This is a genomic window from Enteractinococcus coprophilus, from assembly GCF_006716305.1.
GTDB classification, from domain to species: Bacteria; Actinomycetota; Actinomycetes; order Actinomycetales; family Micrococcaceae; genus Yaniella; species Yaniella coprophila.
The window spans coordinates 689777-711180 of record NZ_VFOU01000002.1; the positions used below are offsets into that span (position 1 = coordinate 689777).

The 21404-nt window shown below is 56.1% G+C and carries 21 protein-coding genes; 2 read left to right on the plus strand and 19 right to left on the minus strand.

The window, feature by feature from the left end; genetic code table 11:
• Nucleotides 1-42: 42 nt before the first annotated feature.
• Together FB556_RS07865 and dapA are read right to left on the minus strand one after the other, a co-directional pair.
• Complete coding sequence (locus FB556_RS07865; RefSeq protein ID WP_141866424.1) at nucleotides 43-1731, minus strand: ribonuclease J; 1689 nt, start codon at nucleotides 1729-1731, stop codon at nucleotides 43-45.
• Nucleotides 1732-1782: 51 nt separating this feature from the next.
• Nucleotides 1783-2715, minus strand: coding sequence for a 4-hydroxy-tetrahydrodipicolinate synthase (gene dapA / locus FB556_RS07870; protein WP_246057269.1), 933 nt, complete (start codon nucleotides 2713-2715; stop codon nucleotides 1783-1785).
• A 153-nt stretch (nucleotides 2716-2868) separates the two neighbouring features.
• On the opposite strand from dapA, the gene FB556_RS07875 reads away from it, so the two are divergent.
• Nucleotides 2869-4062 (plus strand): heparan-alpha-glucosaminide N-acetyltransferase domain-containing protein, encoded by a 1194-nt coding sequence (locus FB556_RS07875; protein WP_170200412.1) that lies wholly within the window; start codon nucleotides 2869-2871, stop codon nucleotides 4060-4062.
• Here the strand turns inward: FB556_RS07875 and FB556_RS07880 are convergent.
• The 14 genes from FB556_RS07880 to FB556_RS07945 form a co-directional block, all read right to left on the minus strand.
• Nucleotides 4059-4496, minus strand: a complete 438-nt coding sequence (locus FB556_RS07880) for a tetratricopeptide repeat protein (RefSeq protein ID WP_141866428.1) — start codon at nucleotides 4494-4496, stop codon at nucleotides 4059-4061. The two genes, FB556_RS07875 and FB556_RS07880, sit on opposite strands and share 4 nt — an antisense overlap.
• Nucleotides 4493-5278 (minus strand): 4-hydroxy-tetrahydrodipicolinate reductase, encoded by a 786-nt coding sequence (gene dapB / locus FB556_RS07885; protein ID WP_141866431.1) that lies wholly within the window; start codon nucleotides 5276-5278, stop codon nucleotides 4493-4495. Before dapB ends, FB556_RS07880 begins: the two co-directional genes overlap by 4 nt.
• 93 nt (nucleotides 5279-5371) lie before the next feature.
• On the minus strand, nucleotides 5372-7591 hold the full coding sequence (locus FB556_RS07890; RefSeq protein WP_141866433.1) for a polyribonucleotide nucleotidyltransferase: 2220 nt from the start codon (nucleotides 7589-7591) through the stop codon (nucleotides 5372-5374).
• Between the two features lie 219 nt (nucleotides 7592-7810).
• A complete protein-coding gene (rpsO, locus tag FB556_RS07895; RefSeq protein ID WP_141866435.1) occupies nucleotides 7811-8080 on the minus strand; it encodes a 30S ribosomal protein S15 in 270 nt (89 codons plus the stop codon).
• A 108-nt stretch (nucleotides 8081-8188) separates the two neighbouring features.
• Complete coding sequence (locus FB556_RS07900) at nucleotides 8189-8977, minus strand: class I SAM-dependent methyltransferase (protein ID WP_141866437.1); 789 nt, start codon at nucleotides 8975-8977, stop codon at nucleotides 8189-8191.
• Nucleotides 8978-9967, minus strand: coding sequence for a bifunctional riboflavin kinase/FAD synthetase (locus tag FB556_RS07905; protein WP_141866438.1), 990 nt, complete (start codon nucleotides 9965-9967; stop codon nucleotides 8978-8980).
• Between the two features lie 46 nt (nucleotides 9968-10013).
• Nucleotides 10014-10451, minus strand: a complete 438-nt coding sequence (locus tag FB556_RS07910) for a hypothetical protein (protein ID WP_141866440.1) — start codon at nucleotides 10449-10451, stop codon at nucleotides 10014-10016.
• Nucleotides 10444-10797, minus strand: a complete 354-nt coding sequence (locus tag FB556_RS07915; protein ID WP_141866442.1) for a hypothetical protein — start codon at nucleotides 10795-10797, stop codon at nucleotides 10444-10446. The genes FB556_RS07910 and FB556_RS07915 overlap by 8 nt, the downstream gene beginning before the upstream one ends.
• Nucleotides 10794-11714 (minus strand): tRNA pseudouridine(55) synthase TruB, encoded by a 921-nt coding sequence (truB, locus tag FB556_RS07920; RefSeq protein ID WP_141866444.1) that lies wholly within the window; start codon nucleotides 11712-11714, stop codon nucleotides 10794-10796. Before truB ends, FB556_RS07915 begins: the two co-directional genes overlap by 4 nt.
• A gap of 3 nt (nucleotides 11715-11717) precedes the next feature.
• Nucleotides 11718-12131, minus strand: a complete 414-nt coding sequence (rbfA, locus tag FB556_RS07925) for a 30S ribosome-binding factor RbfA (RefSeq protein WP_141866446.1) — start codon at nucleotides 12129-12131, stop codon at nucleotides 11718-11720.
• Nucleotides 12132-12194: 63 nt separating this feature from the next.
• Nucleotides 12195-14963, minus strand: coding sequence for a translation initiation factor IF-2 (infB, locus tag FB556_RS07930; RefSeq protein WP_141866448.1), 2769 nt, complete (start codon nucleotides 14961-14963; stop codon nucleotides 12195-12197).
• A 182-nt stretch (nucleotides 14964-15145) separates the two neighbouring features.
• The gene (locus tag FB556_RS07935) at nucleotides 15146-15460 is read right to left on the minus strand and encodes a YlxR family protein (RefSeq protein ID WP_141866450.1); all 315 of its coding nucleotides are present in this window, start codon (nucleotides 15458-15460) and stop codon (nucleotides 15146-15148) included.
• 74 nt (nucleotides 15461-15534) lie between these two features.
• Complete coding sequence (gene nusA / locus FB556_RS07940) at nucleotides 15535-16539, minus strand: transcription termination factor NusA (RefSeq protein WP_141866452.1); 1005 nt, start codon at nucleotides 16537-16539, stop codon at nucleotides 15535-15537.
• An 81-nt stretch (nucleotides 16540-16620) separates the two neighbouring features.
• Entirely contained in the window at nucleotides 16621-17190 is a 570-nt protein-coding gene (locus FB556_RS07945) for a ribosome maturation factor RimP (protein WP_170200413.1), read from the minus strand.
• Between the two features lie 80 nt (nucleotides 17191-17270).
• On the opposite strand from FB556_RS07945, the gene FB556_RS07950 reads away from it, so the two are divergent.
• Nucleotides 17271-17981, plus strand: coding sequence for a hypothetical protein (locus tag FB556_RS07950; protein ID WP_170200414.1), 711 nt, complete (start codon nucleotides 17271-17273; stop codon nucleotides 17979-17981).
• A 94-nt stretch (nucleotides 17982-18075) separates the two neighbouring features.
• Here FB556_RS07950 and FB556_RS07955 read toward each other — a convergent pair whose 3' ends face one another.
• From FB556_RS07955 to FB556_RS07965, 3 genes are read right to left on the minus strand one after another with little or no spacing between them, the layout of a single operon-like run.
• The gene (locus FB556_RS07955; RefSeq protein WP_141866599.1) at nucleotides 18076-19902 is read right to left on the minus strand and encodes a proline--tRNA ligase; all 1827 of its coding nucleotides are present in this window, start codon (nucleotides 19900-19902) and stop codon (nucleotides 18076-18078) included.
• A 48-nt stretch (nucleotides 19903-19950) separates the two neighbouring features.
• Entirely contained in the window at nucleotides 19951-20586 is a 636-nt protein-coding gene (locus FB556_RS07960) for a hypothetical protein (RefSeq protein WP_141866458.1), read from the minus strand.
• Nucleotides 20583-21398 carry a hypothetical protein gene (locus tag FB556_RS07965; protein WP_141866460.1) on the minus strand — a complete coding sequence of 272 codons (816 nt, stop codon included), beginning with the start codon at nucleotides 21396-21398 and terminating at the stop codon, nucleotides 20583-20585. Before FB556_RS07965 ends, FB556_RS07960 begins: the two co-directional genes overlap by 4 nt.
• Nucleotides 21399-21404 lie beyond the last annotated feature (6 nt).

Sequence of the window (21404 nt, forward strand, 5' to 3'; positions counted from 1 at the left end):
TGCCTGGTTATGGTCGCATTCGAGAGGCCTTGCCGGGAAATTCTAGGCTTCGATGATGATTGGTACGATCATCGAACGACGGCGTAGCTTCCGCGCGACCCAGGATCCCAAGGTGCGGCGCATCATTTGCTGCAGCTGGTGTTTGCTGTGTTCTTTATCGGACGCTGCCGCGTCGTCAAGTACTTTGACGAGCTTAGGCTTGATTGCATCGAACACTCCCTCGTCTTCGGCAACGCCTCGAGAGTGTATTTCCGGACCGGACACCACTGTTCGGGTATCGCGGTCGATTACGGCTATCACGGTGATGAAACCTTCTTCGCCCAAAACCTGGCGGTCCTTGAGATCATCTTCCGTGACATCGCCGATCGAGCGGCCATCAACATAAACATATTCCGAAGTGATTTCCCCGACTTGGCGCGCTACACCGTCGACGAGATCGATCACGCCGCCGTCGTTGGTGATGATGACGTTGTCTTTGTGGACTCCGGTTGCTTCTGCAATGCGACCGTTTGCGATCAGGTGGCGCATTTCGCCGTGAATGGGCATCACGTTTTTCGGTTTGACGATGTTGTAGCAGTACAACAGTTCGCCCTCAGATGCGTGGCCGGAGACGTGGACGTGGGCATTACCCTTGTGGATGACATGGGCTCCGAGCTTCATCAGACCGTTAATGATACGGGTGACCGCGTTTTCGTTGCCCGGGATGAGCGAGGACGCCAGGATGACCAGGTCATCCTCTTGGATCGTGATTTGGCGGTGCTCATCGTTAGCCATACGCGACAAGGCTGCCATCGGCTCGCCCTGCGAACCCGTCGACATGAGCACGACTTCATCGTCTGCGTAGTCGTTGACGTATTTCAGATCGATGACGGTATTTGCAGGGATATCGAGATACCCTAGTTGTGCGGCGATGCCCATATTGTTGACCATCGACCGACCCACAAAGGCGACTTTGCGCCCGTGTCGTACCGCGGCGTCCAGAACTTGCTGGACGCGATGAACGTGCGAGGCAAAGGACGCCACAATGACTCGGCGTTGTGCTTTGCCGATATAGTTCTCCAGTACTGGCCCGATGTCTTTTTCAGTCGGCGTAAATCCTGGGACTTCGGCGTTGGTGGAGTCGGTCATGAACAGATCGACGCCTTCTTCGCCCAGGCGGGCAAAAGCGCGCAGGTCCGTGATTCGGCCATCCATTGGCAGCTGGTCCATTTTGAAGTCACCGGTATGCAAGATGGTGCCGGCTTCAGTCCGGATAGCGATCGCCAGCGAGTCGGGGATCGAGTGGTTGACCGCGATGAACTCCACCTCAAATGGCCCGAGTTGTTCTCGGCCGCCGTCTTGGGCTTCTAGGGTGAACGGTTTAATCCGGTGCTGTTGCAGTTTGGACTCCACCAGCGCCAAGGTGAGCTGTGAACCAACCAACGGGATCTCGGGGTTGAGGCGCAACAGGTAGGGCACCGCTCCAATGTGGTCCTCGTGACCGTGTGTCAACACGATTGCCACCACATCGTCGAGCCGGTCTTTGATGTATTCAAAGTCCGGCAGAATCAGATCGATCCCAGGCTGGACTTCTTCGGGGAACAAAACTCCGGCGTCTACGATGAGTAATTTTCCGTTGAGTTCGAAGACCGTCATGTTGCGACCGATATCTCCCAGCCCGCCGAGTGGCACGATACGGCACGTACCGCGTTGAAGCTTGGGTGGGTAGGACAAAGCGGGTGTTTCGGTCATGGTCGGGTAAATCCTCCGATGAAGTGTTAGATCGAGATGTCGGGGTACAGGTTAGAACGTGATGCCGCCTTCGGCAAGGTCTGCTTTGATGCGTTCGGCTTCTTCGTCAGTGACTGCTAGCAGTGGCAATCGCACGCGTGGTGACGGAATGAGTCCCTGCCAGTGCAACACGGTTTTAGCTGCCACGGCGCCCTGGACGTGGGTCATCACAGCGCGCTGTATCGGATCAAGCTCAAAGTGTTTAGCGCGTGCTGTTATAAAATCACCAGCGTTGGCAGCATCGACGAGTTCACGATAGGTGCGCGGTGCCACTTGCCCGGTAACGGACACAACGCCCACGGCCCCGGCTGCCATCAGGGGCAGGGTCAGACCATCGTCTCCCGAGTAAACGGCCAAATCGGTGTTTGCTAATACGAGTGTGGTGGACTGGTAGTCGGCTTTGGCATCTTTGAGGGCTACGATATTGGGGTGCGCGGCCAGCGCCATGATGGTTTCGGGCTTGATGGGCATCACGGAACGGCCTGGGATGTCATAGAGCATCACGGGCAGGTCTGTGGATGATGAGATGTGTTCAAAGTGGGCTCTGATCCCGGCCTGGTTGGGTTTGTTGTAGTACGGTGTGACCAACAAGAGGCCATCAACGCCAGCAGCTGCAGCTCGCTGCGAAAGATGCGCTGAGTGGGCGGTATCATTCATCCCGGTCCCGGCGATGACTTTGGCGCGTCCACCCACGGCTTCTACGACGGCCTCGAAAACCTTGATGTTCTCATCGTCGGTCAAGGTTGGCGTTTCACCGGTTGTCCCGGTGACCACCAGGCCGTCGGCACCATTATCCACGAGATGAGTTGCCAACGACTGGGCGGCGGGTATATCGAGTTCGCCGTCGTCATTGAATGGTGTCACCATTGCTGGGATCATGGTGCCAAAGAAGGATTCGGTCATAGAAGCGTCACCAATCCGTGTCGTTGAGGGTGTCTGACTCATAGCTTCAAGCCTACCTGTGAGAAAGTAAGAAAACACCATAGGTCATACAAAGACACTGCGTGTGGTCCCCACCTAGCAGAAAGTGCTGTACGGATGTCTCGACTAACAAAACCCGGTACGTCCCGAACGACGAAATCCGGTCGAATCACCGGCTTGGACACTGCCCGTGGGATCGCCATCTTAGGGATGATCGCCACGCACATTTTTCCCCTCATTCATGTCGATGTCTCAGGGATGAATGCTTCGCCAACCTGGGCCGGCTGGGCTTTTACCGGAGTGTCCTCGGCACTGTTCGTTGTGCTCGCCGGTGTTGGACTAAGTATTTTGACGGCGAACACTACTCACGTGACCGCCACGCGAAAGCAGTTGACAGTTCGGGCTCTCGTGTTGATGTTCATTGGTCTCCTGCTGGGGATGGTGGAATCGTATATCGCGATTATTCTGGTCCACTACGGGGTGATGTTTCTTTTGGCGATGTGGTTCATTACCCTGTCGCGCAAAGCACTGACTATCACTGCGGTCACCTGGCTGGTTGTGTCCCCCATCGTGCATGGGGTATTTACTCGATTCATGCAGCTGCAGGCTGGCGGGACCGTGGCGTATATCGAAGAATGGCGGTTATGGCATTCGCCCACACTTGTCGATGTGTTTACTCAACCGTTTCTCACGCTGTGGGATGTTCTGTTCACCGGGTTCTATCCGGTGATTTCGTTTTTCGGTTACGTGTTAGTGGGGATGGCGATCGGTCGTGCTGACCTGGCCAAAAGATCTACTGCCCTGTTTCTGCTGATCTCCGGTGTGGTCACCTATGTCGTGTGTCGTGGCGTGTCCCGCTGGTTGCTGACCGATGATGCTTTTGTTTCTCGAATCGCACATGCAACGGACGTGGCTTCGGATGAGGTGAGTATCTATGCGGCCACCGGATCCGGTATGGAGACCGGGTTGCTCATGGGGGCTCCTGAATGGTTCGGCCTGGCGGTCCCCCATTCGGGAGCCCCGCTGGATATTTATTCGACGGCGGGGGCGGCAGCGGCGGCCATCGGGTTCTTCGTGTTGCTCTCACGCAGTCGGATCGCCGCGAAACTGCTTTTCCCGATCACAGCAACCGGAACGATCGCGCTGACCGCCTACACCCTACACATCGTGTTGCGAGGACTGTGGCCATCGATCTGGGAAGAACCACTGGCGATCGGAGACCCGGCATGGGCTGATGTCTGGATCATGCTGCTGGTCCACTGGGGTGTAGTCATCGCACTGGGAGTCATCATCAAATTGCTCGGCAAACGCGGTCCCTTAGAAGGAATGTTGCGGCAACTGTCGAATTCAGTTGGCCGCTCGTCGTCTTAGTGCTGCTGGTACATAGTGATCGCATCTCGCAAGGCGGCACGGGCCCGTTTACGGTCTCCTGCGGCATCATAGGCCAGACCGAGTCGGTACCAGCTGCGCCAGTTCTGGGGGTCGGATTCAGTTTCTGCCCGATACACTTCAAATTCCTTATCGGCGGCGTCCCGATCAATACGACCGCGGGTTCGCGGTAGATTATCCTCAGGCAACAGCCCTTCGGTGTGCAGGATACGCGCGAGTTTCTCGGTGTTCATACCGAAGCGCAGTTCACGTACCAGCGACCACACGCCGAAGAGCACGATGCCGACGACACAGATGCCGATGATCTTGGCGATCCAGCTGTCGGCGAGGATGAAGGCCAGCGCGGACCACAAGGCAAGGACAACGAATAACAAGGTCAGAGCTGTCAGCAGACCTACGGCGATTTTATTTTTCATGAGGGTTCATCCAGATCGAGGTAGGCGTCGAGTCCATAGGCCAGGCCCGGACGTGCGGCTACGGTTCGTAGGCCAAGCAGGACACCGGGCATGTACGATGCCCGGTCGAAGGCGTCATGCCGTAGTACGAGTTGTTGGCCAGGAGTCCCCAAAAGCACCTCTTGGTGAGCTTCCAGCCCTGCCAGTCGGACCGCGTGGACGTTAATCCCATCAATCTTCGCGCCGCGCGCGTGGCCAGGGTCGTGTTGTGTGGCATCCGGTGACGGGCCCACTCCGGCGCGCTCGCGTGCGGTAGCAATCATCTCGGCGGTGCGCACCGCGGTCCCCGAGGGCGCGTCGACCTTCTGAGGGTGATGCATTTCGATGATTTCTACTGAATCGAAATACGGTGCCGCTTGTGCTGCGAAGCGGGTGGCCAGCACTGAGCCGATCGAGAAGTTGGGCGCAATCAACACCCCAACCTCGGGATGATCGGCAAGCTGTGTCTGAAGTACCGCGCGCTTGTCTTCAGTCCAGCCAGAAGTGCCGATCACGGTGTGCAGGCCTGCCCGCACGGCGAATGCTACGACGTTGGGTGAGACGTCAGGAATGGTGAGGTCTAGGACATGGGTGGCTTTGGCGTCGGTGATCGCAGTGAGTTCGTTTTTGGACGACAGGGTCGCCACAAGCTCCATGTCGTTGGCAGCACTGACGGCGTCGATAGCGTGGGTTCCCATTTTGCCGGTGGCTCCGACGATAGCGACGCGGATAGGGTCCTGTGGTGTAGCGGTTTGTGGTGACATGCGTTCTACTTTAGTTGGCTGGGTGTTGTGAAATGAAAATACCGGGTCGAACATGACGTCCGACCCGGTATGTGTTTTTCTAGTTAGCGCAGGTTAGTTCTCTTCGCCGTCTTCGATGACGGGGACGAGCGAAAGTTTGCCGCGGTCATCAACCTTGGCGATTTCAATCTGAATCTTCGAACCCACGGAGACGACATCGTCGACTTCATCAACGCGCTTACCGTCGTTGAGTTTACGCAGCTCGGAGATATGCAACAGACCGTCTTTACCAGGGGTCAGGGAGATGAACGCACCAAAGCTGGTGGTTTTGACCACGGTACCGAGGTAGCGTTCACCGACTTCCGGGACCTGAGGGTTGGCGATCGCGTTGATCGTGTCGCGGGCTTCTTCAGCCGCGCGGCCTTCAGACGAACCGATCAGGACGGTACCGTCGTCTTCAATGCTGATCTCTGCACCAGTGTCTTCTTGGATCTGGTTGATCATCTTGCCTTTTGGCCCGATGACTTCACCGATTTTATCGACCGGGATCTTAACCGACAGGATACGTGGTGCCGTTGGGTTCATTTCATCGGCTTCATCAATAACCGATTCCATGACCGACAGGATGTGCAGGCGAGCTTCACGGGCCTGGGTCAAAGCTGCAGACAAGACGTCGGCTGGGAGCCCGTCGAGTTTGGTATCCAGCTGGATTGCAGTGATGAAGTCTTTGGTACCGGCAACCTTGAAGTCCATGTCACCCATGGCATCTTCAGCACCCAGAATATCGGTCAGCGCTGCGTAACGCGTTTCGTTATCTACGGTGTCTGAGACCAGACCCATGGCGATACCGGCAACCGAGGCACGCAGTGGCACACCGGCGTTGTACAGCGACAACGTTGAGGAGCAGACCGAGCCCATTGAAGTGGACCCGTTGGATCCAAGTGCTTCGGAGACCTGACGAATGGCATATGGGAAGTCTTCACGCGATGGCAGAACAGGCACCAGGGCGCGCTCCGCCAGGGCACCGTGACCGATTTCGCGGCGCTTTGGTGAACCGACACGACCTGTTTCCCCGACCGAATATGGTGGGAAGTTGTAGTGGTGCATGTAGCGCTTGGATGTCTCTGGGTGCAGCGAGTCCAAGTTCTGTTCCATTTTGAGCATGTTAAGCGTGGTGACACCCATGATCTGAGTTTCACCGCGTTCGAAGATGGCCGAACCGTGGACGCGTGGGAGGACCTCGACCTCAGCGGTGAGCTGACGAATATCCGTTAGTCCACGCCCGTCGATGCGTACCTGATCGGTCAGAATGCGCTGACGCACAATGTGCTTAGTGACAGCACCGTAGGCTTTGACGATCTCATCGGCGCGTTCTTCAAATGGTTTGCCTTCACCGGCAAGCGCTTCGATGACTTCCTTGTGGTATTCATCGGAAGCAGCTTCGCGTTCCTGTTTGTCACCGATGGAGTAAATCTCGGTGAGACGTTCGGAAGCATGATCAACAATGGCGTCGAAAGCGTCTTGTTCGTAATCGACAAACAATGGGATTTCGAGTGGCTCTTTATCAACGCGGGCAGCAAGATCGGCCTGGGTTTCGCAGAGAACACGGATGAATGGTTTCGCTGCTTCGAGACCGTCGGCCACGACGTCTTCAGTTGGCGCGACGATGCCCTTGTCATGGATCAAGTCCCAGACGTTATCGGTAGCTTCAGCTTCCACCATCATCACGGCAATGTCGTCATCGGCAATCCGGCCGGCAACCACCATGTTGAATACGGCGTTTTCCAGCTGGGAATACTTCGGGAAGGCGACCCACTGCGTGTTGCCTTCTTCATCGGCAATCAGCGCGATACGGACGGCACCGATGGGACCAGCAAAATCCATGCCGGTCAGCGTGGTCGACATGGACGCGGCGTTGATTGCCACGGAGTCGTAGAGTTCATCCGGTGCAATCGAGGTCACGGTGACCACGACTTGGACTTCGTTGCGGATACCATCGGCAAAGGATGGGCGCAGAGGGCGGTCAATCAGACGGCAAGCCAAAACAGCCTCGGTCGACGGACGGCCTTCACGGCGGAAGAACGAACCCGGAATTTTGCCGGCTGCGTATTGACGTTCTTCTACGTCCACGGTCAGCGGGAAGAAATCAAAGCCTTCACGTGGGTTCTTGCCAACAGTAGTGGCTGACAGCATCGAAGTTTCTTCGTCAAGCATGACGAATGCGGAGCCGGAGGCTTGTTTTGCCAGCCGACCGGTTTCGAAGCGCACGGTACGGGTACCGTACTTGCCGTTATCGATGACGGCTTCTGCAAATTGAATTTCTGGACCTTCCATAGGTCTCCTTTCATACAATTTGCATCAAATCCACGCTGTCGGTCTTCGATCGAAACCTCCGCAACGTGTGCTCCGGAGGTCACTGTCGAGGACCGTGAACGTAGTGGATCTAATGCATTGAGTTATTCGGTGCCCGGTTGGCACCGACTCTAGTCTAGTTAAACTTCAAGGCGGCGTCCGGTAATTTTCCCGGAGCGCCGCCCCAAAACGCGTCTCACCTTATTTGCGCAGACCCAAACGTTCAATCAATGAACGGTAGCGTTCAATGTTTTCGGATTCGAGATACTGCAGCATACGACGACGGCGACCAACCAGGGCCATCAGGCCACGGCGGGTATGGTGGTCGTGTGGGTGGCTTTTGAGGTGCTCAGTCAGGTTCGAAATACGCTTGGACAGCACAGCAACCTGTACTTCTGGCGAACCGGTATCGCCTTCGTGGGTTGCGTATTCGGTAATAACCTGCTGTTTTACTTCACGGGAAATTGACATGGGAACTCCTTGAGAGTTGTACCGCGATCAGAGATAACCGATGAATTGGTGGGTGCCGCCACCGCGGACCGCAGCGGGCACCAACGACTCATGTTACCACTTTGTGTCTCAAGCACCCAACCGAACAGGTGGGATGCGCCATGCAGCCGTCACATATGGGATATCTATCGTCGCATCAGGTGCATAGCCGAGGTGCTCTACCAGATACCACTGCAGATTATTGTGCATCCGCTGACGCTGTTTATCGCTCGTACGCAGATAGAAGGCGCGGGTCATCATCAGTTCGTGGACTTGTTCAACAGTCAAGTGCTGCTTCCAGTGCCACCACTTCCCGACCGGGGTCTGGAATGCGTCGGTCACTTTGGGTGGAAGATCGACGGCGTGCACGTCGCCGGAGTGCATGATTTTGCACAGCCGCAGTACCCAATCGTTGGTGGTGTCGATCTGGTGGTGCACGACCCCGAAGACACCATCCGGTGCCAATAATTCGGTGACTTTCTGACAGCCGATCTCGGTATCCACCCAGTGCCAGGCTTGTGCGCTGACCACCAATTGGGCTTGACCAAGATAGTGTGCTGTGTCGAAGTCTTCGACCCGAGACACCACGGTCGTGACCTGTGGATGGTCGTTTTTCAGGACCTGCAACATATTGGCCGCCGGGTCGATAGCAAGGACATCCCAGCTGGCGTTGAGGAGTTGGGTGGCAAATAATCCGGTTCCTGCACCGAGATCTACCGCAAAACCCGCAGGCGTCTGAGTCAAAAAGTCGAGGATCTCTGCCTGATATCCAGGACGCATGCGATGATACAGCTCGGCTGAATCCGCATCGAACGCTAACCGGTAGCGGTGGCGAGTGTCATCATTGAGGACGACGGCCCCTGTGGGTCGCGTGAGCATTTAGCGCGCGCTCCGCGGTTCGGGCGCGTCGATCTCAGGAGCATTGCCCCGCAGTATCTCCCGGGCCCTGTTGACGTCAGCTTGCATCTGGTCGATGAGGGGCTCAATGCCGGCAAAAGCGAGCATCCCGCGCAGTCGGGCCACGAATTCTACGGTGCAGTGTTGACCATAGAGGTTGAAGTCTTGGAGCTCTTCGTCTTCTGGACGATCAAAAATGTGGGCTTCGACGGTGCGTACCACGTCATTAAATGTCGGGTTGCTGCCCACTGAAATTGCAGCAGGTAGGCGCTGGCCGGTCCCATTGGTGAACCAGCCGGCATAGACGCCGTCGGCGGGGATCATGCCCTGGGAGTCATTAGCGAAGTTCGCCGTCGGATACCCCAGTTCACGGCCTCGGGCGTGACCATGCACAATTTCACCTTCAACGCTGTGGTAGCGCCCCAAAATGCGGCTGGCCTCTGCCACCCTGCCTTTCGTGAGCGTTTCGCGAACCCAGGTGGATGACCAACGTTCGGTTTCGCCGATGTCATCTACTTCAATCACCTCGAACCCATAGACTGTGCCCAAGTTGCGCAACGTATTGATATCACCGCTATTTCCGGCGCCGAAACGGGTGTCTGCGCCGACCACGACGATGCGAGCATTGAGTGCATCGACCAGGATGTTCTTGATGAATTCCTCGGCGGTTTGGGCGGCGAATTTCAACGTGTAGTGGATGACTAAGGTCGCATCCAGGTCGCAGGTTTCCAGCAGCCGGATTTTTTGGGGCAGCGACACGATGGGAACCAGTGGCTCTTCGGGAAGGTGCACGAGGCGGGGGTGCGGATCGAAGGTCACAGCCACCGATGTCAGGTCGTGCTGTTGTGCTGTGTCAACAACGAGTCTGAGGACTGCTTGGTGTCCACGATGGACGCCGTCAAAATTTCCGAGTGTCACCACCGAGGCTGCCGGTGGTTGGCCGATTGCGGCGGTACCTGCCCAGTATTGCACGTGGTGTCTTCCTTTGTGTCGCGTTAGGTTGCTCTAGGACGTGATATTAGCCCAAGGGTGCGGGACGGTGTTTGTACAGCCAGTACAGTCCGATCACCGGCAGGATCAACGGGATAAAACCGTAACCGATTCCAAAAGTCGACCAGACGGTAGATTCTGAGAATAGATCCGGGACCAGCAGCGACCAGGCACCGATGACCAGTACACCGATGAGTTCGAACCAGACGGCGACGACGGCTGTTTTCCAGGCGCGACGCCCCGGAATGGCCAGGGCGAAGGTCGCGATAATGTAGACGACTGCTGACACGGCCGAGAGGCTAAACGCCACGGGGGCGTCGTCAAATTTTGTCAGGATCTGGAACCCGGAGCGCCATGCGGCAGCCAAAGCCAAAATGGCGTAGAGCATCACGATGATGCGGCCGACGCCCTTGGTTCGTCCGGTGGTTTTTTCTGACGGCGTGGTTGGGCTGATGGTGTCAGCCATGCCAGATCACCTGCAATCTGTGAATCATAACCAAGATGGTGGGGCCGATGGCGGCCATGACCAGGTTGGACCAACGAGTTTTATCGGTTATTCCCCAAAAGAATGCAATTGGGGGCAAGATCAGGGCGGTGATGATGTAGCCCCAAAACTCCCAAGCGGGACCGTTGAGCGGTACCGGGGAGATGAAGGCATAGATCGCGTAGACGAACAGATAAAGTTCTACGGCCGCTAATGACAGGATGGAGGAGTCAGCCGGGTGGTTGCGGAAGATGGTCGCAATAATGCAGATGATCGCAGACAACAGACCGATGGTCGCTCCGGTATAAAACCAGCCGTCGAGGATCATGAAGGTGCTCCGGTGAGGTGGTCTAGGGTGGCGAAAACGATTTCGGGTTTCGCTTCGATTTTACCCGCCCGTTCGGCGTCTTTGATCAACGCGATCACGTGACCGTTCTTTAGTGTCGCGGCGAGCAGTTCGTCGCTTTTGGAGGCTGCGATGCGGCGACCGTGGATAAGGTCTTTTGCTTCGTCGTAGCTCACCAGGCGGACGTCAAAGAGCCTGATCATGGCCGTGGAGAGCTCGGTGTAGACCAGGTTGTCGGCTAATTCGTCCATGGTCACGGCATCTTCGATACGGTATGGTCCGACCGCGGTGCGACGTAGCGCGGTGAGGTATCCACCGGTGTTGAGCGCTTCGCCAAGATCGCGTGCTAACGCCCGGATATAGGTCCCGGCGGTGCATTCAACTTCGACATCCACATCGATGGTTTTACCGTCATCGGCGCGTCGAATGTCTTCGATATCGAAACGGTGGACGGTGACTTCGCGTGCCGGGATATCGACGGTTTCGCCCTCTCGGACGCGTTGATAGGCACGCTTGCCATCAATCTTAATGGCTGAGACAGACGACGGTACCTGTTGAATCGTTCCGGTGAGATCAATGATGGCCGCCTCGATGGCCTCACGAGTCACCGCGTTGGCGAATCGAGTTTGAGTAATCTCGCCATCGGCATCGTCGGTTGTGGTGTTATGTCCCAACCGAATTGTGGCCCGGTAAATTTTGGTCGTATCGACGATATACGTCAGCAACCGGGTGGCTTTGTTGAACCCGATGACCAACATTCCGGTGGCCATCGGGTCCAAGGTGCCTGCGTGACCTACTTTTCGGGTACCAGCAATCTTGCGGGTGCGGGACACCACATCGTGGGAGGTCCAGCCCGCAGGTTTGTCTACCAGTATGAGCCCCGAGGCAGGTTGCGCCATGTGTTATTCCTTATACGGATCTTCGTCGCCTGCGTATTTGGCGTTTTCACGTTGCGCGGCCAGTTCAGCATCGCGCGCTTTGGCTGCACGTAGTGCTTCTTCCAGTTGTGCGGCTTGTTCCGGGACGGTGTCGCGGATCAGCTCGAGGGTCGGAACCAAACGGATGTTCAGCCCGCGGCCCATTTCGCGACGCAGCAGCCCACGATTCTCTTCCATCGCCTGGTGTGCATCCGCTACCGTCTCGTCGTCTCCGAACACGGTGTAGTACACGGTGGCTTGCTGGAGGTCATTGGTGACGCGGACTTCGGTGATGGTCACGTTATCGACCCGGTCATCCTTGACAGTTTTTTGCAAGGCTTCGGCCAGAATAACTTTGATTCGTTGTGCCAGGCGTGCAGCACGGTTGTGATCTGCCATTGAAGGACTCCTCAAATGGGTTGCACCGTGGCGCCCCGGTGCGGGGCGCCACGGTGGTGCAAGCTAAACGCGCGGTTTTTCTTGCATTTCGTAGTTTTCGATGATGTCGCCTTCGCGGATGTCGTTGAACTTTCCAAGTCCAATACCGCATTCGAAGCCTTCGCGGACTTCGGTAACATCGTCGGTGAAGCGACGGAGCGAACCGATGCTGAGGTCCTCGCCAACGACTTTGCCATCACGTACCAGGCGGGCCTTGGCGTTACGACGAATGAGACCGGATGCGACCATAGAACCGGCAATAGTACCGGCCTTGGAGGAGCGGAAGATTTCGCGGACTTCGGCACGGCCGATAACCACTTCTTCGTACTCCGGTTTCAGCATGCCCTTCAGTGCCTGCTCAACGTCGTCAATGACGTCGTAAATGACCGTGTAGAAGCGCATGTCGACGCCTTCTTCGTCGGCCATTTCGGTAACACGTTCCGCCGGGCGGACGTTGAAGCCGATGATGATCGCATCGTCGACGGTTGCCAGGTTGACATCGTTTTGAGTGATCGCACCGACACCTCGGTGGATGACACGCAGTTGAACTTCGTCTTTGCCACCAACATCGATTTGCATAAGCGAATCTTCCAGGGCTTCGACGGGACCGGAGGCGTCACCTTTAATAATGAGGTTGAGCGTATCCAGTTTGCCTTCAGCAACGGCCTGATCAAATTCTTCCAGCGTGATGCGCTTACGACGACGCGCCAGGGTAGCGTTACGCTTGGCGGTCTCACGGCGTTCAGCAATCTGACGCGCGGTACGTTCGTCTTCGGTTACCAAGAAGACATCGCCTGCCCGTGGCACGCTGGACAGGCCAAGGACCTGCACCGGACGTGAAGGAAGGGCTTTGTCAACGGCATCGCCGTATTCATCGAACATTGCGCGCACACGACCGTGAGCATCCCCGACGACCATATTGTCACCTACGCGCAACGTACCGGTTTGAACCAGCACGGTTGCCACGGGACCTCGACCGCGGTCGAGGTTGGCTTCGATCGCCACACCGCGGGCACCACGCTCTGGGTTAGCTTCCAGTTCCAGTGCTGCATCAGCGGTCAGCAGGATGGATTCCAGCAGGCCATCAATGTTTTGATTCTGCAGCGCCGAGATTTCGACGAAGATGGTGTCACCACCGTATTCTTCAGGAACCAGACCGTATTCGGAGAGCTCTCCGCGGATACGATCCGGGTTGGCGCCTTCTTTATCAACCTTGTTGATAGCGACCACGATCGGCACCTCGGCCGCTTTAGCGTGGTTGAGTGCTTCGACGGTCTGCGGCATCACACCGTCGTCGGCTGCTACTACGAGCACTGCAATGTCAGTGACTTTGGCGCCACGGGCACGCATCGCGGTGAACGCTTCGTGACCGGGGGTGTCAATAAACGTGAGGACGCGTTGTTTGCCATCATGTGGCACTTCAACCTGGTAGGCACCGATGTGCTGGGTAATACCGCCGGCTTCTGATTCGCGCACACGTGCGGAACGAATCGCATCCAGGGTTCTGGTTTTACCGTGGTCAACGTGACCCATGACGGTCACAACAGCAGGACGGGCTTCCATGTCTTCTTCGGCGTCTTTTTCATCGAGATCGATATCAAAGGCGCCAAGAATCTCTCGGTCTTCTTCTTCTGGCGAGACGATCTCGACCTTGTAGCCGATTTCTTCACCCAAGATTTGGAAGGTGTCTTCATCCAGGGACTGGTTAGCAGTCGCCATCTCACCGAGGTGGAATAGCACGGTCACTAGTGCCGCTGGATCGGCTTTGATTCGTTCGGCAAGATCAGCAATCGAGGAACCTCGACGCAAGCGAATGACAGTGTCGCCATCACCTTTTGGCACCTTGACGCCACCGATGACCGGGGCTTGTTGTTGCTGTTCTTCACGACGTGCGCGCTTCTTGGAACGTCGACGGCCGGTCTGAGGACCGCGACCAAATGCACCCTGAGCAGAACCGCGACCGGGGCCACGGCGAGGACCGCCGCCACCTGGAGCGCCGCCACGACGTGGACCGGATCCACGGCCGGCATCAGCTGGGGTGGGCGGAGTGATCTGACCGGGCATCATCGCTGGTGATGGGCGTGGACCAGATGGGCGTGGCTGCTGTGGAGCCGGTTTACCGGCTGGTTTGGTCCCGGGGCTCGGAGCACCCTTGCTGCGTGGACCAGGCTTTGGCCCGCCACGACCGGGGGCTGGACGTGGTCCTCCCCCGCGCTGTTCTTGACGCATACCCTGCTGCGGTGCAAACGGGTTATTGCCTGGACGAGGTGTGCCCCCGCGTGGGCCAGGACGAGGCACAGCGGTGTCTTCTTTGGACTGGAACGGATTATTCCCGGGGCGTGGAGCTGGTGGCTTTGGTCCGGGCTTCGGAGCAGGCTTGCCAGCGCCAGGCTTTGGCGCAGGTTTTGTCGCCGGTGTGGACGCTGTTGGCTTAGCAGCAGGCTGAGGCGCAGGTTTCGGCGCTGCAGCTGGTTTTGGTGCCGGTGTTTCTTGGGCAGCAGGTGCAGGCTTGGCAACTGGCTCAGGCTGCTCAGGCGTTGGCTCGGCTTTTTCAGCCTTCGGCGCTGCTGGTTTGTTCGCCTGCGGTTTTGGAGCAGGCTTCTTCGCGGCTGGTTTTGGTTTTTCTGCCGGGGCAGCATCAACAAATTCTGCTTTAAGACGCTTAACCACCGGTGGTTCAATAGTTGAGGATGCTGAAGATACAAACTCGCCAATTTCTTCGAGTTTATTCAGCGCCTCGCGGGATGTAATCCCAAGTTGCTTGGCAACTTCGTGGACGCGCAGTTTCGCCACGATTCTCCTGTTCTGGCTGAATCGTGGTCTGCACTGAGATTAGTACACTACCGCGATTCTGGCCGGTCGAATTATATGCTCTGTTGTCATACGCACAACTTGGCTCAAAGGCTTCGTCGTGCGTTGTGAGCTGATATTGATATTCATCGTTGGGCACTCATCGTGTGCTCACCGGGTATCCATCAGATCTCTGACCCGCTTTCATCATTGTTCGGTGTGTTGGTGTTCTTCGTCGGCCACTGGTTGAGTGTTTGTGCGATCTTCTCGGTGTCGACTTGACGACGAAAAGCCCGGGCAAATGCTCGTTTTTGTAGCGCGATGGAGAAACACTTCGGATCGGGATGCAACCATGCACCCCGCCCCGGAAGTACGCGACGCTTATCAAGCACCAGAGATCGGGTATCACTGGTGGTGTCGAGCGCGACGCGTACCAAGTTGGCGGTGTTTTCTCGTGTGCGACATCCAATGCATAAACGCATCAGTTCATGGCTGGCCATGGGCCTCCATATCTGTCACACAATCGTCAACCTTTAATAGTCTAACGCAATACGTAGCGTTGACGCCAAAGGAGCTAGGCTTCGGTGGTCGACTGACCGGCAATCTGTTGCTCATAGACCGTCTCACCCATGATGTCGATGCGCCAACCGGTCAATTTTGCTGCAAGTCGAGCATTCTGCCCTTCTTTGCCAATAGCTAAAGACAACTGATAATCCGGCACAACCACTGATGCAGACCGTGTTGCTTCATCTACCCCGAAAACCTTGGTCACTTTCGAAGGCGATAGTGCTGCAGCTATGAATTTTGCTGGATCGTCTGAGTAATCGACGATGTCAATTTTTTCATCGTTGAGTTCTGTCATGACGGCGCGAACGCGGGCGCCCATCTCACCGATACAGGCACCTTTGGCGTTAATACCCGACTCGTTGGCCTTGACCGCGATCTTGGTACGGTGGCCAGCTTCGCGCGCAATGGCCGCAATTTCCACGGAGCCATTCGCGATCTCTGGGACTTCAAATTCGAACAGTTTACGAACCAGACCAGGGTGGGAACGTGACAGGGTGATAGACGGGCCCTTATTGCCGCGCCCTACCGAAACCACATAGGAACGTAAGCGTGTGCCGTGTGAGTAGTCTTCGCCAGGAACCTGTTCGGCCGGTGGAAGAACGCCTTCAACACTGCCGAGATCGACCTGCACCATATGAGGGTTCGTGCCTTGCTGGATGACCCCGGAGATGATTTGATCTTGTTTGTCCCGGAACTCACCAAGAACTTGATTATCTTCGGCGTCGCGAAGACGCTGCACAATGACCTGACGAGCTGTTGAAGCAGCAATACGATCAAAACCCGACGGCGTATCGTCAAATTCGCCAATGGGCTCGTCATCGTCTCCGTATTCAACGGCCCAGATCGTCACCTTCCCAGATTTTTTGTCGATCTCTGCACGGGCCTGTTGGATAGCACCGGGAGATCTATGGTAGGCCAACAACAACGCTTGCTCGATGGTCTCAATGAGCTGATCTAGGGGGATTTCATGCTCTGTTTCAAGCGTGCGAAGCAGAGAAATATCAATGTCCACCAGGTTCCTCCAGGGGTTTCATTCAATTGTGATTCTATTGTGGGGTGTAATTATGGCTGACTTCTGGTCAGCGTATCTTCGTTACTTTAGCTGAACTTGCACCACAGCGTTGGTGAGGCGTGCAAAGTCATAGTGGACCGGTGGGGCATATTTGGCAGGCATGCCTTTCTTAGCCCCCGGGGTAATGAGCACCAATGAAACGCCATCGGCGTCCACGCTGTGGATTTTCGCTTCAGTCGGTTCGGCATCGTCGATGGTGACGCTGACGATTCGTCCGAGGTTCTTTTCCCAGTGATGTTTTCGAACTAGGGGTCGATCAGTACCGGGAGTAGACACTTCCAGGGTGTAAGGATCGGCACCTAATTCGGGTATCAAATCACCTTGAGCATCTAATGCGCCGGATACTTCTTGAGTAATGGTGGCGATAGTGTCGAGACTCACGCCGTTTTCTTCATCAATTCGATCGATCACCACGGATAACACCCGGTCCCCCGGTGAGCCTCCTACGACAACCTCTTCGCACCATAATCCTTGCCCTTCCACGACAGCGGCGATGACGCCTTGGAGCTCGGAGCGCTCAATTGGGTCCATCTCTGAAACGGCAGGACTTGAATCATGGAATGTCTTTGCAAAACTTCGACGGTTGACCATATGCGGGGATGTGCTCCTAGAAGTAGCGGGTACATCATTTGTACCAATCGTGGGATGTTTTGGTGTCGTCGAGCAGAACTGTGACACAATACCAAGTTGTGATGTCCAAAGATTTGCCCGGCTCAACCACTCCATCAAAACTCAGCCTTTGGCGTGCTGTCATCCTGACCAGCGCCATGGCGGCACTTGTTGGACTGGGCGTCTGGTTGGGTACCGGTTTTATCAAAACCACTGACAGTGTGACACAACAATCCAGTGAGCTGACTCCGGTACAGCACACGCAGGAATTGAAACGCACAATGCGCATTTCTGCAGCATCGAATATAACACTGCCCAACATCGGTTCTATTCCCGATACCCTCAAGGATGCCGAGCCGTTTCAGTGTGGCTCCCGGTTCGCAAACGCCATCGACGAGGCGGTGGTGCAGCTCTACGGTGTTGATTATCTCGCCACGATCGCAGGCGCTCGGCTCGCCGATAGTCACACCTGGCGGACGCTGCAAACCCAGGCGCAAGATAGCGCTCAAGCCTTAAACCAACTTTTTCCTCCAGAATGCCAACCAGAAGTACCGGTGACATTTGAGGTGGACGACGACCTGCGCTTTGCTGATGCCATCGGGATTCGACATATGTTGAAAATGTCCGATGGGCTCATTGAAGAATGGTCGCAGTTATACCTGTTAGCTGAGACGCCTCAACAGCGCAAGATTGCGCTAGCCGGCCTGTGGCAGGTAATGCAGTGGGAATCTACCTGGGAACCCGGTGGCTCACCATTTGCCTTTGAATTCTGATACGCGCTGGTCCCCTCTTTCGATCTCTACAGAGCCGAAATGACGCAGGCAGCCATCTGATATGACGGCTGCCTGCGTCTGCTGCGTCAGCTCCCTAATGTTCTTGTTGCTGGTAGTTGTGCACAAGATTAACGACGTGATCGAACGCTTCGTCAACTGGAATATCGCCGCGGGTCCCCGCCAGGCGGTCTTTGAGTTCTAAGGTGCCCTTAGCCAGACCCCGGCCGACAATGAGATGCAGCGGTACACCGATCAGCTCCGCGTCAGCGAATTTTTCACCGGCGTGAGCCTTACGGCGATCGTCGTAGAGTACCTCAATACCGGCGGCTTCGAGCTTATTGGCGAAGTCTTCGGCAGTCCTGAAGATCTCGTCGTCTTTGCCGGTGGCGACGATATGCACGTGTGCCGGAGCAACGTTGATCGGCCAGATTAGGCCTTTATCATCGTGGTGGGCCTCGGCCAAAGCAGCCACGGCACGAGAGATACCGATCCCGTAAGAGCCCATGGTCACTACGACCTGCTTGCCGTTCTCGTCGAGCACTTTCAGATCGAGTGCCTCGGCGTATTTTCGACCCAGCTGGAAGATGTGTCCCATTTCCATGCCGCGACGGGTAACCAGCGGTCCGGAGCCATCAGGCGCGGGGTCACCATCACGAACCGCGGTGGCTTCTAGCACGCCGTCCCAGGTGAAGTCACGTTCGGCAATAAGCCCAAAGACGTGTTTTTGGTCCTCATTAGCACCGGTAACCCAGCTTGAGCCGGCGACAATGCGAGGATCGACGAAGAATGGGATCCCCGTTTCAGAATTTCTTCCAAGCATCTGAACGGCTTGAGCGTCCTGAAGCAGAGTTGGGCCGATATAGCCGGGTACAAGCTGAGCGTGTTTAGCGATGTCCTCGGTGGTGGCTGGCTCAATCGAGGGCTCCCCGGTGACGCCCAGCGCCTCGGCGATCGAGGCCTCGAGTCGTTTGATATCGACATCCCGATCGCCGGGGACAGCGACAACAAACACTTGGCGTTGTTCACCGTCAAGCACGGCCGTTAGGACCACACATTTTAATGTGTCTGCGGCTTCCCAGGACCCGGAAGCCTTCGGTGCCAGCTCATTGGCGACATCAACGAGGGCAGCAATCGTGGTTGAAACCGGCGTGTCTTTTACTTCCGGGGCGGGGGCATCGGTGTAATCGATAGGCTCCGGCGCAATGGTCGTCACTGCTTCCACGTTGGCTCGGTAGCCACCAGGTGATTCAACGAAGGTGTCCTCGCCGGCGCCGGACGGGTGGAGGAATTCCTCCGAGCGTGACCCGCCCATAGCTCCCGCCATGGCTTCAACTGCGACAACGTTTAGGCCTAGCCGTTCAAAAATCTTGATGTACGCTGCGCGATGCTTATCGTAAGCTTCGTTGAGCCCCTCATCGTTGACGGTGAACGAGTAGGAGTCTTTCATGATGAACTCTCGCACTCGCAACAGCCCGGCCCGGGGGCGGGCTTCGTCACGATATTTCGTCTGAATCTGATAGAGGTATACAGGCAGGTCTTTATACGATGAGTAGTGATCCTTGACCAGCAAAGTGAACATTTCTTCGTGGGTAGGAGCGAGCAGAAAATCGGCTCCAGAGCGATCCTGAAGACGGAAGATACCATCGCCGTAGTCTTCCCAACGACCCGTTGCCTCGTAGGGCTCTTTGGGTAGCAGCGCCGGGAAGTGGACTTCCTGGCCGCCGATGGCGTTCATTTCTTCACGAACGATATTTTCGACCTTATTTTTGACCCGCAGTCCCAGGGGAAGCCACGTGTAGCCACCCGGTGCCGCACGACGAATGTATCCAGCGCGAACAAGCAGTTTATGGCTGGCAACTTCGGCATCTGCCGGATCGTCACGCAACGTGCGAAGAAATAAGGTGGACATGCGCAAGGGCACTTCAAGGGCTCCATTCGTCAAGGATGAGGTGGTTATCTGGCAAGTATTCTACCGCAGCATTTCATCGAGCTGATCGACCTGCGTGAGGCTGAGCGCAAGATCAGCCGGAGGCGTTGAGACGGCCATTAATACCCAAAACTCGTTGCGCAACACCACCAACGATGCTGCGGACTCGTCTGAGGTTTCGACTTGGATTTCGATGGCTTCATCCGTGTGATGCGTCAACGGAACGATCTCATAGGTTGCAGCCTCGCATTCTTGCAGAACCGTTTGGAAATGTTCACTAAATGCTGTGGCATCAGCCACGGTATTAAAACCAAATGCTGCAAGTCCCCTAACGGCTTCGGGGTTGTCTTCGTCTGCACTGATCATACCGAGCGTCGCGACTTCAGGTACCGGATCGGCAACAAGAGGACAGCTGTGCTCGTCGTCAGACAACGTCACAACATTTTCTAATCCGCTGATGGCCTCTTCACCAGTCGTCATCTCTGCTGGTGGTGGAGAATCCAAGATATGTTCAATGGTTGCGGCTGCACGATCCGGTGACGCCAAATTATCAGTGGGTTCTGCTGTCACGGTCTCCGTCACCGTGGCCGTTGCTTCGGGTTCCACAGGTGCGGGCTGATCGGTACAGGCGGTCAGGCTCAACAGTGCAACCGCTAGAAGGCTCAGGGGGCGTTTCATTGTTGAGCATGCACCGCTTCTACCACCTCGGCAAGTGTTTGCACAGCTTCATCAGCGTTCTGGCCGGGTTCTACCGTCGTCCAAAAGACCTCAGTATCAAACCGAGCAACCACGGTAGCGTTGGTGACTGAAATATTCTCAGCTTCGGATTCAGATTGAGGCACCTCGTCGGGTGATATCACATAGTCAGGCAGGGCGCCCGCATCAGGGACTGGAGCATCTGAGGTTTCAAATGCTCCCGAAAGTTCTCCTCGTGAGCTCAAGAGCATATTTTGATCAGCTTCCGCCAATACCTCAGGTACCGATAGCTCTGAGGCATTCGCCAAGCCGGTGGCCTCATAGTGCAACGTCAGCACGTTTGTTTCATCGATGGTCAGATCGACCGTCGAGCATTCGATCCATGGTTCAGTTCGCGCGGTGAAGTAGGCGCTCGCATCGTCGGCATTTTCAAATCCAACGGCGACGATGGTTTCTGCCGTATGCGTGTTGTCCCCTGTACGAGAATGAAAACCAACTGCAACATCATTGGTCGTATAAAATTTCGGGTCGACCGTGCCAGCACATTCAGCGGGCTTCGGTGCGTACTGCCCAATTTCTGCCGCAGCATTATTCAACGATTCCAATGCGGGGACACCAACCGAGATGATGGCGTCTTCGTCCATCACGGACTTAATAGCCTGGTGGAAAATTGTTTGGGTGGGAACCTCAACCTTGGGAGGCGGGGTAACCTCAACCGAGGTTTCTTCTCGGGGCTGCGAGCAACCGGTCACAAGTAGGGCGCCGATGGCTACAAGTGCCAGGTGTTTGCGCATGCCTGC